This is a genomic window from Ruegeria sp. BG9, assembly GCF_056538305.1.
Genome location: NZ_JBQFSY010000007.1, coordinates 15,917 through 29,838 on the forward strand (window position 1 = coordinate 15,917; position 13,922 = coordinate 29,838).

The window sequence follows — 13,922 nt, forward strand, 5'->3', positions numbered from 1 at the left end:
GAGCCGCAATGCCGCCGACCTCGGACAAGATTACCCTGCGCCAGTTGCAGATATTTCTGGTGGCGATCGAGACGCGCAGCTTTGTGCGCGCGGCTGAGCGCCTGTCGCTGTCCCCGCCTGCGGTGTCGATGCAGATGAGCCGGTTGAGCGAGGAATTCGGCGCGCCGCTGTTCGAGAAATCCGGCCGTTCGGTGATCCCGACTGAGGTTGCCACCGCTTTGGTGCCGTACGCTGAGCGCATGACCGAAACGCTGGCCGAGGCGGTAGATGTTGTGCAGATCATGCAGGGCAAGCTGGACCACCGGGTTCGGGTGGCCATGGTGACCACTGCGCGAAATTTCGGCCCACATCTGCTAGCGCAATTTCAGCAGGAACACCCGGAATGCGATCTGCATTTCAAAATCGCCAACCGGCGCAGTGTGATCGAGATGCTGGATACAGATCAAATCGACCTTGCGCTCATGGGACGCCCGCCGCGCCGGATAGAGACAACGGCACATCAATTCGCCAAACACCCCTATGTGTTGATCGGCCATCCGGATCATCCGCTGGTGCGCTCCAGCCGCATCCGACGTTCGGACTTACCGCACCATCAGTTCATCGTCCGCGAGCGGGGGTCGGGCACGCGAATGGTGCACGAGTTCTTTTTCTCGGACTCGGGCCTGCCGCAGCCCAAGGCGCAGGAAATGGACAGCAATGCCAACATCAAACAGGCGGTCATGGCGAATATGGGGCTGGCCTTCATCTCGGCGCACACGATCGCGCTGGAGGCGATGGCCGGAAAACTGAAGATCCTAAACGTCGAAGGCATGCCCGAATATCGTGATTGGTTCGTTCTGCATATGCGCAACAAACCGCTGCGTCCGGCGGCGCGGTCCTTTCGGGATTTCGTGGATCAGAAAGGCCCGGCCTTCATGGAGGATTTCTTCAAAGACGCCGGGATTGCAACATAGATTGCGCCCGCGCAACGATGGGCGGGTCGATCATTTTGCCATCCAGCATGACGGCGCCCAGCCCCTGCTGAGTGGCCCGATCAAACGCCTCGACCACGCGGGTTGCCTGTTCGATCTCGGAGGCGCTGGGCGTGAAAAAAGCGTTGACGATTTCGACCTGACGCGGATGGATGCACAGGACAGCGTCAAAACCAATTTTGCGCCCAAGGTCGACGCAGCTGCGGAAACTGTCCATATCGTGGATCTCGGCAATGCTGCCCGGTAGGCCGATGGCCTTCAGGCCACCCGCTTTGGCCGCATGGATCAAAGACTGCGCCGGGCCTTTCAACGCCTCGACTGAGGGCGCATGGCCGCAATCGGTCGAGAAGTCCTCAGTCCCGAATGCAAGTGCGGTCAGCCGGGGGGTCGCTTTCACGATACGCGCGGCGTTCATCAGCCCTTGGGCTGTTTCGATCAAGGCAATCAGTTTGATATGACCCTCGGGAAGTTTGGCCTGTCGCTCCAGCATCGACAGATAGTCAGCCACCAGACGCAGGTGATCCGCCCCGATGACCTTGGGCAGCATGATTGCGTCAACGCTAGGCAGGATGGCAGCCTCAAGATCGCGGACGCATTCGCCCAGATCGGCATTGACCCGTATCACAACCGACACATCACGGGCGGTCAGCACAGAGACCGCCTCTGCCAACCCGTCCCGTGCGGCCTGTTTGCGGTCGCGCGGGACGCTGTCCTCAAGGTCCAGCAGGATCGCATCCGCGCCCCGTTCATGCGCGCGGGCGACTAGCTCAGGCCGGTGCGCCGGAGTGAACAGGTAGGACCGGATCATGCGGCAGCGGTCTCGGCGAATTCGGACCGAATGGTATCGGTATGTTCGCCAAGTGCGGGCACACGACCAAAGCGCGGTTTTTCCGGATCAAAGCTGTGGCGCACGGGGGCCGCGACCAGATGCGCCTCGTCCCCGTTTTCCAGCGTGACCGGCGTACGGCGCAGCTGCGGGTGTTCGGCAAAGGTGCTGACCGAGTTCACGGCCCCATAGGCGATGGCTGCCGCGAACAGCTTGCCTTCCAGCTCAGACCGACTGTGACCGGCAAAGAACTCAGCGACGATGGCATCCAGTTCGGCGCGGTTGGCGACCCGTTGGGCGGCGTCGCAGAACCGGGGATCGGTTGCCAGATCGGGCTGTCCGATGACATCGGCGCAGAGGCGTTTCCACTCGCGTTCGTTCTGGATCGAGATCGCCAGAACCTCATCATCTTTGGTGGTGAACCCGCCATAGGGCGCGATGGAGGGGTGATGCAGGCCAACTGGCTGCGGCGCTTTACCCGCATAAACCGTATGCATCAAAGGCACGGTCATCCAATCGGCGGCCGTGTCGAACAGGGACAGCTTCACCGCGCTGCCTTTGCCGCTGATGCTGCGCGCGATCAGAGCCTTTTGGATACCGATGATCGCGTTCATGCTGGCGCCAATATCGCAGACCGAAACGCCAATCCGACCAGGATGTCCGGGCGCTCCGTTGACAGAGACCAGCCCGCTTTCGCATTGCACCAGAAAGTCATAGGCCTTCATGTCGCTGTACCGCCCATCCTCGCCATATCCGCTGATATCGCAGGTGATCAGGCGCGGGTTGCGTTTGCGCAGGACACCCTCGCCAAACCCGGTGCGGGCAATGGCGCCGGGGGCGAGGTTCTGGATGAACACATCCGCCTTGTCAAGAACGCGGTGCAGCAGGGCGGCATCGTCGGGGTTTTTGATATCCAGACACAGGCTTTCCTTGCCGTGATTGGCCCAGACGAAATAGGACGCCGAGCCTTTCACCGCGCCATCGTATTTGCGGGCGAAATCGCCAGTATCGCGCTCGATCTTGATGACGCGCGCGCCGCCCTGGGCAAAGTGGCACGACGCGAGGGGGGCAGCGACGGCCTGTTCCAAAGATACGACCAGCAGGCCTTCATAGGGTTTGAGTTGGGTATCAGTCATGCGGCAGCTCGTGTGTTCAAAAGCGCAAGGGTGCGGTGCATTTCGTTGGCGACGATGGTCATGCCTTCGTCAAAGCCCATGCCGGGTTTGACCAGCACACGGTCGGGTCTGGTGGCCATGGCGGCGTGCAGACAGGCGCGGGCCGAGATATCGGTCTCGTTACAGGTGCCGCCCTGATACGCCGCGACACCATTGGCTTTGCAGTAGAGCACCGCGTCGACCGTATTGTGCAACGATCCCAGATCGGGGGTCTTGATCTGGACCATGTCACAGCAATCGGCATCGACGAAATCGACCACGTCCTGATAGGTGTTGCACCATTCGTCGGCCACGATTTTCACGTTGCTGCCAAGCGCCCGAAGCGAGGCCCGGATGTCGCGTAGCAAGGTGATCTGCCCGTCTTTTGACCCGGCGTCCGCAGGCCCTTCGATATACAGATCAAACGGGGCAGCGCGTTGTTCCAGCGTTGCCAGATAGTTGGCGATCTTCACCGCGTCATTGTCAAAGATCATGCCCACCGTACCGTAGACGTCGATATGCAGTACCGGATGATAGCTCTCATCCGTGCGCAGAGCTTGAATGCGACGCGACAGCCATGTGACGTATTCGGCCAGTTTCCCGCCCGTCTGGCCCAGTTTCTGAGGGATGTTGTTGATCAGGCCGTGGGGCAGGGCGTCCACCTGTTTCAACACCATCTTGTCCACGGCCTCATAGCGGTTGTCGCCGCTCTGCCCGAACAGGCGTAGAGGGGCAGCGATGGGTTCAAGCCCCCATTCGTCGCAGATGACCTCGAACTTCATCTTGCCCGAGGCAATCGAGGCCGCAGACAACAGCGCCTGCGACAGGCCATAGCGCACGGCAGTGTGCAGAGGCTGGCCGTCGACGACAAGCTTGTCGAAGAATTCCGCGCTATCGTGAAAGCTGCGCACGTCATGCCCGATCAGCTGCGGCGTCAGATGTTCCTGTAGGAACGGAATGACGGAGGAGGCCAGAAACAGCGGATCGCGCCCGGCCGCACCGGAATATTGCACGGCCGCGCAGTCGCCCTCGGCGATCTGGCCGTTTTCCAGCTCCAGCAGGATCGAGACACTTTCCCCATATTGCCGGACGCGGGCGAAGCCGTCGGTCAGGGCCCGCCCGCAATAGACAAACCCGTCCTGCTTGGCCCCCTGTTTGATCGCTGCCTGATCGTCGAAATAGTACGAGGCCAGCCCCGGCGCGAAAACAACGTTCTTGATCTTCATGACACTCTCTGTGTGCTAAGCGGCAACCGAAGGCCGCCCGATGAGTTTGCTGGCCGAGATGGCGCGGACGTCGTCGACCACCATGTCAAAGGACACCTCGCGCCCCTCGGAGCGGGCACGTTCCGCGATGCGGTCCTGGTGAAAGGCCATGACGTCCTTGGGCAGCGGTACATTTCCGGTCTCGAAGATCCGCAGCGCGCCGTGGTTGTCTCGTACCGGTGTCAGCTTGCCCGCGTTCCCGATGGCGGGGGCGAAGGGGATATCCATGACGCCGGATTCAAAGGCCAGAACGGCACCGCGCGCGATGTCGCCTTTGCCCAGTTTCATGACGGCGCGCATGACGGCGTGAACCTCGGCCTCGATTACCTCGACCTCGGTCAGGATTTCGTTGCCGTCATTGCGGTTCTGATCCGCGATCATGTTGACCATCTGACGGGTCGCCTTGAGCCCGGCCTGGTTCGCCTCAAGCGAGGGGATGCCGCTGGCCTCATGCGGGGTCTTCACGATGATCTTGGTGGCCCGCGCCTGTTTCGCGGCCAGCGCACCCAGACAGATCACGGCCGTTGCCTTGGCCTCATCCTCGGGGAAGCCGCCCATCCACTGATGGAACACAGTGGTCAGTTGGTAATCGTCATAGCCCGCGTTCTGGAAATAGTGATGCCCCAGCCGCCGAAGCGAGCGCAGCGCGGCGACGTCCTGCACCAGATTGCCCGCCTGACCGTAGCCCAGCGTGATACAGCGCACGCCTTGTTCTAGTGCCAGAAGGCCTTCGATGATCGCAACCACATGCGACACGAATGGCGGCACCAGCGTCCCGGTCAAGGGGCCGAAGGGTTCTCGGTTTATACGGATGCCATGTTCTTCGAACCGGCCCACCAGACGGTCGCAATATTGCCAATGGCGGATCGACTGTTCCAGCGGAATGTTCTTTGCGTATGGGATGTTATAGGAAATCCCGCCGCCCTCGTAAGACGAAAAACCTGAACTGAGTGTCACTTCAGCCAGCAGGCGTGCATCCGGTGTGCCGTGCCGGACCTGAATGGGTTTTGAGACGGCCTCGACCAACCGCGTGCAGCCTTCAACACCATGGTTGACCGCCGGGAACCCGTTCAGCAGCGAGGTGCCCGCCGCGCGGGAGCGGTCGATGCCATCCTGCGCCTCGTCATATCGGTTGTGACGGGTATAGGCGTCGATGGTGGTGGGCAGCACATCGCAATAGGGGGCCAGCCCCTCCATCAGCGCGGTGTGTTCGCGCAACAGCGCAACGCCCGCACGGGGTTGCAGCAGAGTCTTGCCGGTTTCATCCGCATCCGCCAAGGCCGCCGAGAACCGCTTTTCCGAGGGCAGCGCGTGCTGACGAGCAAGGCCTGCGTCAAAATCCACCTCGGCTCCGGTGTGCCAGGATTGCAGAACGCCCTCACGCTCGGCGTCAAAAACGGAGTCAGGCAGCTTGGAATTCGTGATTTCTGGCGCGCCGGTCATGTCACCATCTGCCTTTGCTAGAGTGCGGCCCAGTCGGCGAACCCGGTTGCGAAAGCGCCCGAGTTGTGGCCGAGGTTTGGAAGGCGGTTCATGTCGATGTCGTCTTTCAGCAGCGCCACGACCTCGTCGATATTGGCGGAGGCCGGGAAGACGCGGTCATAGCCCATCTCTTTGAAGTGGGTGACGACGGTTGCGAAATCCTGTTTGCCGATCACGAGGTTGCCACCGACATAGAGCAGGATGTTGCCGATCCCTGCAGCCTGGCACCGGTCGCGGAGGCCCTGGCAGTCGATCTCACCGTGCCCGTAGATGGATGAGACAAGGATCGCATCGGCTTTTTCAGCTAGGGCCGCGGCGACGAATTCAGCTTGGCTGACCATGACACCCAGGTTCACGACCTCGATCCCGGCCCGGGTCAGCAGGCTGTCGAGGATCTTGTTGCCTACGGCATGGCAATCTGCGCCGATCACTCCCAAAACGACTTTATGCGTGGTGCTGGCGTCGAACATGTCTCGCTCCTCCTGTGTCGCGCTTTGGGGTGTCGTAGCCGTGATTCTCAAAACGGTAAAGAATGATGATGAAAAATAAAAAACAGATAAGGGTAAGTTACTAATGTGCATCCGGCCGCTATTGGAGCTTGAAACGTCAAAACGGCGACACTCTGATGGCATCTGTCGCATCTGAGATAGCTTCTGTCCGAAATCGACACTGAAAACGTGGGCGACCTGGGTGCATATAGTAAGCTGCAACGAATAGGAGCCTACATGCGATTCTCGGCGCTGCGACTTTTCAAAGAGGCCGTGACCGGCCACAAGGGCTGGGGCCCGCAATGGCGCGACCCAGAGCCTGCGGATGCTTATGACTATGTGATCGTGGGCGGTGGCGGCCACGGACTGGCCACAGCCTACTACCTTGCCAAGGAATTCGGTGCCGCGCGTATTGCAGTATTGGAAAAAGGCTGGATCGGCGGCGGTAATGTGGGTCGGAACACGACGATCATCCGCTCGAACTACCTACTGGACGGGAATGAGCCGTTCTACGAGTTCTCGCTGAAGCTGTGGGAAAACCTCGAACAGGACTTTAACTATAACGCCATGGTCAGCCAGCGCGGTATTTTGAACCTGGTCCACACGGATGCACAGCGGGATGCGGCGCGGCGGCGGGGCAATGCGATGATCCTGAACGGATCAGATGCCGAGTTGCTGGATACCGCAGGCGTCCGTGCCATGTACCCGTTCCTGAATTTCGATGACGCCCGGTTCCCGATCAAGGGTGGTCTGCTACACCGTCGCGGCGGCACGGTGCGCCACGACGCGGTGGCGTGGGGATACGCACGCGGCGCGGATATGCGCGGTGTGGATATCATTCAGAATTGTGAAGTGACGGGTTTCCGCATTGATAACGGTAAGGTTCTGGGGGTCGATACCACCCGCGGCTTCATTGGGGCGAAAAAGGTCGGTGTCTCTGTTGCGGGCAGTTCCAGCCGCGTGATGGAGAAGGCGGGGATGCGCCTGCCGATCGAAAGCCACGTGTTGCAGGCTTTCGTCTCCGAGGGTCTGAAGCCTTTCATCGACGGCGTTATCACCTATGGGGCAGGGCACTTCTATTGCAGCCAGTCCGACAAGGGCGGTCTGGTCTTCGGTGGCGACATCGACATGTACAACACCTACGCCCAACGCGGGAACCTGCCGGTGGTCGAGGACGTGATCGAAAGCGGCATGGCGCTTATCCCTGCACTGGGACGCGCGCGCCTGCTACGCAGTTGGGGCGGGATCATGGATATGTCGATGGATGGCTCTCCGTTTATCGACAAGACGCATATCGACGGGCTCTATTTCAATGGCGGATGGTGTTACGGCGGGTTCAAGGCAACGCCGGCCTCTGGCTATTGCTTTGCGCATCTTTTGAAAACCGACCGTCCGCATGAAACCGCGACTGCCTACCGGCTGGACCGGTTCATGACCGGTCACATGATCGACGAAAAAGGGCAGGGCGCCCAGCCGAACCTGCACTGAGGACTATCGCTATGATCAACAAGTTTGCACGCGATCTGATCGAGAACTGGCATCTTGGCTTTGTGGCCACAGCGGATGCCGAAGGAAACCCGAATGTCTCGCCCAAGGGCGCGTTTGTGGCCCACAATGACACCACGATCAGCTTTGCCGAAATGCGGTCTCCGGACACTCTGGCCAATATTGCGGCGCGTCCGCAGATCGAGGTCAACTTCATCGACATCCTGACCCGTCGGGGCGTCCTGATCCAGGGTGAGGCTAGCTATGTACCGCGCGACGATGCGCGCTACCCGTCGCTGCGCCCAGCCTATACCAACCGCTGGCCAGAGCTTGAGCAGATGTTTTCGGGTTTCGTGGTCATCAAGGTAACGGCGTGCAAGCCTCTGGCCACGCCCGCTTATGACATGGGCGTCACCAGCGAAGAGCTGCGCGCCAAGTGGATGCAGCGCGTTCGCGACATCAATATCATTCACAAAGGGTCGGAGGTCGAAGCATGCTGATCAATCACCCCCTGCTTGGCCCGCGCGACGCGCAGGAGTTCACTTATCTGGGCGATGCCTCGCTGATCAATCGCCCTGATTGGCAGGCCGAGGACGCGGCGCAAGCGTTTCACGACTACCTCTACCTGCGTGACAACCCGGCGGGCGAGCATCGCGAGCTTTGGTATCACGAACAGGGCGACCGGTCGTGGCTGGTGGTCACGCGCAACACGCTGACCCATGAAATCCTGAAGGTCGAACTGGCCCGTGACGTGGCCAAAGCGGCAGGGAAGGCTTCACAATGACTCAGAGCAATCGACTGAATGGCGGGCTGATCAACCGGGACGCCAGCCTCAGCTTCACCTTCGACGGCAAATCTTATCAGGGCTATGAGGGCGACACGCTGGCTTCGGCCTTGCTGGCCAATGGCGTGCGCCTGATGGGCCGGTCGTTCAAATACCACCGCCCGCGTGGCCCGCTAACTGCGGGCAGCGAAGAGCCGAACGCTCTGGTCGAGCTACGCTCAGGTGGGCGGCAGGAGCCGAACACCCGCGCCACCGTGGCCGAGCTGTATGAGGGCCTGAGTGCCAATTCCCAAAACCGCTGGCCGTCGCTGGAACGCGATTTCATAGCGATCAACGATCGGTTCTCGAACTTCCTGACCGCTGGCTTTTACTACAAGACGTTTATGTGGCCCAAGGCGTTCTGGGAAAAGCTGTATGAACCGATCATCCGCAAGGCCGCCGGTCTGGGTAGCCTGACGGGTGAGGATGATCCCGACCTTTATGACAAGGGCTTCCTGCATTGCGATCTGCTGATCATCGGCGCGGGTCCGACCGGTCTCGCGGCGGCGCTGACCGCAGGACGTGCGGGTGCTCAGGTCATTCTGACGGATGAAGATTTCCGCATGGGCGGGCGTCTGATTGCAGAGACCGGCGCTTTGGCCGATATCTCCGGCGCGGACTGGGTCGCGCAGGCTCTGGCCGAGCTGGCGTCGATGAATAACGTGCGGGTCATGCCGCGTACAACCGTCTTCGGGGCCTATGACCATGGGATCTATGGCGCGGTCGAACGCAACGCGGATCACCTGATCGCGCCCGCGGCTGACAAACCCCGCCAAACCCTTTGGCGCATCTACTCCAAGCGCGCGCTGATCGCGACCGGGGCCATAGAACGCCCCATCGCGTTTGAAAACAACGACCGGCCCGGTATCCTGCTGGCCGGAGCGGTTCGGTCCTACGCCAACCGCTGGGCCGCGACGCCTGCGCAATCGGTTGTGGTTTTTGCCAACAATGACGACGCGCACCAGACAGCACGCGATCTGATGGCGCAGGGTATTAAGGTCCCGGCCATTGTTGATACACGCGCGGATGCTGCGGATGTGGAGGGCACCGAGGTTCTGAAAGGGGCCGAGATCATCAATACCTCGGGTCGCTTGGGTCTGACCTCGGTGCTGATGCGCACCGAGAAAGGCTATACAACGGATCTCTACTGCGAGGCGTTGGCGATGTCCGGCGGCTGGAACCCCAACCTGGGCCTGACCTGCCATCAGCGCGGTCGCCCGGTCTGGAATGCGGATATCCATGCCTTTGTTCCGGGGGACGGCCTGCCCGTCGGCCAGATCGTAGCAGGTGCGGCCAAGGGTGAGATGACCACCGAAGCGGCTCTGCAAGGCGGCGCGGCGGCGGCGGTCTCCGCTCTGAGCGATCTGGGCATCACGGCATCACCCGCCGATTTGCCTGCAGCTGCCGATGCTCCGGTCTCGATCAGCCCGTTCTGGCATGTCAAAGGCGCAAAACGCGCATGGCTGGACTACCAGAACGACGTGACCGTCAAGGACGTCAAGCTGGCCCACCAAGAGAACTTTACCTCGGTCGAGCATCTTAAGCGCTATACCACGCTGGGTATGGCGACCGATCAGGGCAAGACCTCGAACGTGGGTGCCTTGGCGGTGATGGCGGAACTAACGGGCAAGTCCATTCAGGACACCGGCACAACCATTTTCCGCCCACCTTATACTCCGGTGGCGATGGGTGCGTTCGGTGGCCGTGCGGTGGGCAAGGATTTCCACCCGACCCGCCTGACGCCCAGCCACAAATGGGCCGAGGAACAGGGCGCCGTGTTTGTCGAGGTCGGCAATTGGCTGCGTGCCCAATGGTTCCCGCGCAAGGGCGAAACCCATTGGCGGCAATCGGTGGATCGCGAGGTGCTGCAGACCCGAAACTCGGTCGGCGTGTGCGATGTGACGACACTGGGCAAGATCGATGTGCAGGGCGCGGATGCAGCGGCGTTCCTGAACATGGTCTACTCCAACGCGTTCGCGAAACTGCCCGTGGGCAAGGTGCGCTATGGCCTGATGCTGCGCGAGGATGGCATCGCCTACGACGACGGCACCGCCGCGCGGTTTGCCGAGGACCATTTCGTCGTGACCACCACCACCGCCAACGCGGTTCTGGTCTATCGTAATATGGAATTCGTCCGCCAATGCCTGTGCCCGGGTATGGACGTGCAGTTGATCTCGACTACCGAGGCCTGGGCGCAATATGCTGTGGCCGGTCCCAACAGCCGCAAACTGCTGCAAAAGATCGTGGACCCCGAGTTTGACATCTCGAACGAGGCGTTCCCCTTCATGGGCTGCGCTGAGATCACCGTGTGCGGCGGCCTGCGCGCGCGACTGTTCCGGATCTCGTTCTCGGGCGAGCTGGCCTATGAAATCGCGGTGCCCACACGCTATGGCGACGGGCTGATGCGCGCGCTTATGGAGGCGGGTGAAGAGTTCGACGTGGTGCCCTACGGCACTGAGGCTTTGGGCGTCATGCGGATCGAAAAGGGTCATGCGACAGGCAATGAGCTGAACGGGACGACTACGGCTCTGAACCTTGGCATGGCGCGTATGGTCAGCACCAAGAAGGACTGTATCGGCAACACGCTCAGCCGTCGGGAAGGGCTGAATGCCCCGGACGCGCTGGCTCTGGTCGGTCTCAAACCGGTGGACGCTAAGGACAGCGTACCTGCGGGCGGGCATCTGATGAACGCCACTGGCCCGGTCGATGCGGCCCATGATCAGGGCTATGTCACGTCGGCCGCCTATTCGCCGATCCTGGAAAGCTCGATCGGGCTCGGATTTGTCAAAGGTGGCTCTGACCGGATGGGTGAAAAACTGCGTCTGGTGAACCCGCTGGAAGGCCAGGAAGTCATGGTCGAGATTGTCAGCGCTCATTTCGTGGACCCGGAAGGGGAGAAGCTTCGTGCATAAACTGAAACCCATCACCCCGCTGGGCGGCGACACGCCGCGTGTCGATACGGTCGGTTCGATCACGATCACCGAGGTCGTGGATCAGGCGCTGGCGTCGGTCGCGGCCCGCAACGATCAGGCCGGTGCCGTGCAAAAGGCGCTGGCCGACAAGATCGGTCTGAGCGTGCCCGAGGTGGGCCAATCCGCTCAGGCCGCACCCTATGCTGCGCTCTGGATGGGGCCGGAGCAATGGATGGTCATGGCCCCGCATGACAGTCACGAATTGCTGGCCGCCGAGTTGAAGCAGATCGTCGGTGACACCGCATCGGTTTCCGAGCAAACGGATGGCTGGTGCCGGTTCGACGTGCAGGGCGCGGCTCTGTGCGATCTGTTCGAACGGCTCAGCAACGCGCCGGTCCGCACGATGGGGTCGGGCGCGGCGATCCGAACCACGGCGGAGCACCTGGGCGTCTTCCTTTGGCGTCTGGCGGAGGATCATATGGCCGTTCTTGGCCCACGCTCTTCGGCGGCGTCGCTGCATCACGGCCTGTGGGCCGCAGCGAAATCCATCGCCTAAACCTTAGCCCGAGGGCAGCACATCGTCGCTGCCCACCCGCATCGAGTTCTTGGCACGCCGGTCGCTGATCGGCGTGACCCCAAACGTCTCACGATAGTGACGCATGAATGCGCTGGGCGTGGCGTAGCCGACCATATAGGCGACCTCGGCAATCGGGTCGTTTGTGTACAGCACCAATTGCCGCGCCTGGTTCATCCGCATCCGCCGATAATAGGTCAAAGGGCTGTGCCCGGTCGCCTTTTTGAAACTCCGCTCCAGTGACCGCGCCGAAAGGCCCACGGCATCGGCGACTTCGCTGATCTGGATGGGGTTTTCGATATGTTCGGCAAAGTGCTGAATAGCCTTTGCGACTTGCTTGGGCAAAAGATCCTGACTTTGCGCGGTTGAGATTGCGGGCACCTTTTGCGTAACGGTCCCGCTGCGAATGAACGGGTGCTGGAACCAACAGGCGACCTCGGCCATGACATCACCGCCAAGCCGTTTTTCGATTAGGGCCAGCATGTGATCGAACACGGCAGAGGCGCCCGAGATTGTGCTAAAGGCCCCTTCTTCGCAGATCACTGTCCCATGGATCGGGATTTCGGGAAATTCAGCCTGAAAAGCGGCCTCGTAGCACCAATGCACCGACAAAGGGTTGTCGCGGGTCAGCCGGGTCCGGGCTAGAGGGAAGACGCCGCCGCTGATTGCGCCGATACGGGTCTTGTTCCGCATCAGACGCTGAAGCGCTGCATTCGCCTTGGAGGGGTTGTCGAAAACGCTGTTCGGGCTTGAGGCGAACAGCAGATGCGTCAGGGATTGGGCGTTTGCCAACGTGCTGTCGGGGAAAAAGGTGACCCCGGCCGAGGATTGGATCGGTTGGTCTTGCTCAGCAATGACATGCCAGCTGAACGCCTCCTGCCCCGAGATCTCATTCGCCGCGCGCAGCGGTTCGATACAGGATGTCAGGCATGCCATCGGGAACCCTGGAAAGATCAGGATGCCCAGCGAAATTTTCTCGACCTGATCTTTCATGAGCGTTGCTCTTTCACTAGGTCCTCGACGGTTTCGAGGATGTCATTTTCCAGTCTCCGGGCAGCGGGCGACAGCGCAGAATCAGCCTTGCGTATCAGGTGAATTTGCCGTTTAGCGGTCTTATCCGCCAGAGGGCGAAACACCAGATCGGATTGTCCGGCAGAAATTGCCGCCATCTCGGGCAGGAGTGTGACCCCGATCCCGGCTCGGACCATGCCCAGAATAGAGGTGATGTTATGTGCCGAAAACCGAGAGCCCGCGTGCAGTTTTTCCGCCTCGGGCCCGGGGATGCTTTCGGACAGGCTGTTAGCGATCAACTGCTCATTCTCAAGCGCGCGCCATTCGATTGCGCCAGTGTCACTGGCCAGCGGGTGGTCCGGTCTCAGCAGCACGCCGAACCAGTCGGTCAGCAAAAGCTGACTGTGCAGACCTGACCCGTTCCCGCGCAGTGTCGCGATGCCGATATCAATGCGCCCCCGCGACAGCTCGTGCAGGACGGACTTGGAATCCATGTCGCGCAGCTCCACCCTCACTTTCTCGTAAGCCTTGGTATTTCTGGAAAAAACGCGTGGTATGATCGTGCCTGCCACCGATGGAACCGTCGCAATTCTGACATGTCCCATACTGGCATCGGCAAAGTTTTCGATGGCCCGAACCGTGTTGTCGAAATGCTGCAATTCCAGCTGCGATTGCTCGAAAACGAACTCACCCAACGCGGTCAGTTTGTTTTTGCGGTCCGTCTCAAACAGCGGCTCGCCTAGATGTGTCTCAAACTGCTTGAGCATCATCGACACCGCCGACGGAGTGCGTTTCAGGACAATGGCCGCGTCCGTCAGGTTGCCGGTGCGGGCCACCGCGACAAAGCCGCGAAGCATTTCGATCTTGAGTGTCATATTGGAGGCTTCAATCTTTCTGAAGTAAACTTCAATAATTTTAGTTTGATTGATTG

General features: G+C 60.7%; 13 protein-coding genes. 6 read left to right on the forward strand and 7 right to left on the reverse strand.

Annotated features, from left to right (window positions below; genetic code table 11):
* Positions 1-8 precede the first annotated feature (8 nt).
* Positions 9-953, forward strand: coding sequence for a LysR family transcriptional regulator (locus ACR0I8_RS12930; protein ID WP_170689012.1), 945 nt, complete (start codon positions 9-11; stop codon positions 951-953).
* Here the strand turns inward: ACR0I8_RS12930 and ACR0I8_RS12935 are convergent.
* Genes ACR0I8_RS12935 through glmS form a run of 5 tightly spaced genes read right to left on the reverse strand, consistent with a single transcriptional unit; the run spans position 928 to position 6,168 of the window.
* Entirely contained in the window at positions 928-1,779 is an 852-nt protein-coding gene (locus tag ACR0I8_RS12935; protein WP_170689013.1) for an HpcH/HpaI aldolase/citrate lyase family protein, read from the reverse strand. The two genes, ACR0I8_RS12930 and ACR0I8_RS12935, sit on opposite strands and share 26 nt — an antisense overlap.
* On the reverse strand, positions 1,776-2,933 hold the full coding sequence (locus ACR0I8_RS12940; RefSeq protein WP_170689014.1) for a CaiB/BaiF CoA transferase family protein: 1,158 nt from the start codon (positions 2,931-2,933) through the stop codon (positions 1,776-1,778). Before ACR0I8_RS12940 ends, ACR0I8_RS12935 begins: the two co-directional genes overlap by 4 nt.
* Positions 2,930-4,177, reverse strand: coding sequence for a methylaspartate ammonia-lyase (locus ACR0I8_RS12945; RefSeq protein ID WP_170689015.1), 1,248 nt, complete (start codon positions 4,175-4,177; stop codon positions 2,930-2,932). The genes ACR0I8_RS12940 and ACR0I8_RS12945 overlap by 4 nt, the downstream gene beginning before the upstream one ends.
* A gap of 15 nt (positions 4,178-4,192) precedes the next feature.
* On the reverse strand, positions 4,193-5,659 hold the full coding sequence (locus tag ACR0I8_RS12950) for a methylaspartate mutase subunit E (protein WP_170378703.1): 1,467 nt from the start codon (positions 5,657-5,659) through the stop codon (positions 4,193-4,195).
* A gap of 17 nt (positions 5,660-5,676) precedes the next feature.
* Entirely contained in the window at positions 5,677-6,168 is a 492-nt protein-coding gene (gene glmS / locus ACR0I8_RS12955) for a methylaspartate mutase subunit S (protein ID WP_170689016.1), read from the reverse strand.
* Positions 6,169-6,423: 255 nt separating this feature from the next.
* Between glmS and ACR0I8_RS12960 the strand changes: the two genes are divergently transcribed.
* The 5 genes from ACR0I8_RS12960 to ACR0I8_RS12980 are packed head-to-tail and all read left to right on the forward strand — an operon-like array spanning position 6,424 to position 11,962.
* Positions 6,424-7,674, forward strand: coding sequence for a sarcosine oxidase subunit beta family protein (locus ACR0I8_RS12960; RefSeq protein ID WP_170378638.1), 1,251 nt, complete (start codon positions 6,424-6,426; stop codon positions 7,672-7,674).
* Positions 7,675-7,685: 11 nt separating this feature from the next.
* Complete coding sequence (locus tag ACR0I8_RS12965) at positions 7,686-8,171, forward strand: pyridoxamine 5'-phosphate oxidase family protein (RefSeq protein WP_170689017.1); 486 nt, start codon at positions 7,686-7,688, stop codon at positions 8,169-8,171.
* Complete coding sequence (locus ACR0I8_RS12970) at positions 8,165-8,455, forward strand: sarcosine oxidase subunit delta (protein ID WP_170378634.1); 291 nt, start codon at positions 8,165-8,167, stop codon at positions 8,453-8,455. The genes ACR0I8_RS12965 and ACR0I8_RS12970 overlap by 7 nt, the downstream gene beginning before the upstream one ends.
* Entirely contained in the window at positions 8,452-11,406 is a 2,955-nt protein-coding gene (locus ACR0I8_RS12975) for a sarcosine oxidase subunit alpha family protein (RefSeq protein WP_170689018.1), read from the forward strand. Before ACR0I8_RS12970 ends, ACR0I8_RS12975 begins: the two co-directional genes overlap by 4 nt.
* On the forward strand, positions 11,399-11,962 hold the full coding sequence (locus ACR0I8_RS12980) for an aminomethyltransferase family protein (RefSeq protein ID WP_170689019.1): 564 nt from the start codon (positions 11,399-11,401) through the stop codon (positions 11,960-11,962). The genes ACR0I8_RS12975 and ACR0I8_RS12980 overlap by 8 nt, the downstream gene beginning before the upstream one ends.
* Positions 11,963-11,965: 3 nt before the next feature.
* On the opposite strand, the gene ACR0I8_RS12985 is transcribed toward ACR0I8_RS12980, so the two are convergent.
* Positions 11,966-12,973, reverse strand: a complete 1,008-nt coding sequence (locus ACR0I8_RS12985; protein WP_170689020.1) for a helix-turn-helix domain-containing protein — start codon at positions 12,971-12,973, stop codon at positions 11,966-11,968.
* The gene (locus ACR0I8_RS12990) at positions 12,970-13,866 is read right to left on the reverse strand and encodes a LysR family transcriptional regulator (RefSeq protein WP_170689021.1); all 897 of its coding nucleotides are present in this window, start codon (positions 13,864-13,866) and stop codon (positions 12,970-12,972) included. The genes ACR0I8_RS12985 and ACR0I8_RS12990 overlap by 4 nt, the downstream gene beginning before the upstream one ends.
* Between the last annotated feature and the right edge of the window lie 56 nt (positions 13,867-13,922).

Bases quoted from the DNA above. Each gene is read 5' to 3' on its own strand.
- ACR0I8_RS12930 (WP_170689012.1), top strand. From the start codon at position 9: ATGCCGCCGACCTCGGACAAGATTACCCTGCGCCAGTTGCAGATATTT.
- ACR0I8_RS12935 (WP_170689013.1), bottom strand. From the start codon at position 1,779: ATGATCCGGTCCTACCTGTTCACTCCGGCGCACCGGCCTGAGCTAGTC.
- ACR0I8_RS12940 (WP_170689014.1), bottom strand. From the start codon at position 2,933: ATGACTGATACCCAACTCAAACCCTATGAAGGCCTGCTGGTCGTATCT.
- ACR0I8_RS12945 (WP_170689015.1), bottom strand. From the start codon at position 4,177: ATGAAGATCAAGAACGTTGTTTTCGCGCCGGGGCTGGCCTCGTACTAT.
- ACR0I8_RS12950 (WP_170378703.1), bottom strand. From the start codon at position 5,659: ATGACCGGCGCGCCAGAAATCACGAATTCCAAGCTGCCTGACTCCGTT.
- glmS (WP_170689016.1), bottom strand. From the start codon at position 6,168: ATGTTCGACGCCAGCACCACGCATAAAGTCGTTTTGGGAGTGATCGGC.
- ACR0I8_RS12960 (WP_170378638.1), top strand. From the start codon at position 6,424: ATGCGATTCTCGGCGCTGCGACTTTTCAAAGAGGCCGTGACCGGCCAC.
- ACR0I8_RS12965 (WP_170689017.1), top strand. From the start codon at position 7,686: ATGATCAACAAGTTTGCACGCGATCTGATCGAGAACTGGCATCTTGGC.
- ACR0I8_RS12970 (WP_170378634.1), top strand. From the start codon at position 8,165: ATGCTGATCAATCACCCCCTGCTTGGCCCGCGCGACGCGCAGGAGTTC.
- ACR0I8_RS12975 (WP_170689018.1), top strand. From the start codon at position 8,452: ATGACTCAGAGCAATCGACTGAATGGCGGGCTGATCAACCGGGACGCC.
- ACR0I8_RS12985 (WP_170689020.1), bottom strand. From the start codon at position 12,973: ATGAAAGATCAGGTCGAGAAAATTTCGCTGGGCATCCTGATCTTTCCA.
- ACR0I8_RS12990 (WP_170689021.1), bottom strand. From the start codon at position 13,866: ATGACACTCAAGATCGAAATGCTTCGCGGCTTTGTCGCGGTGGCCCGC.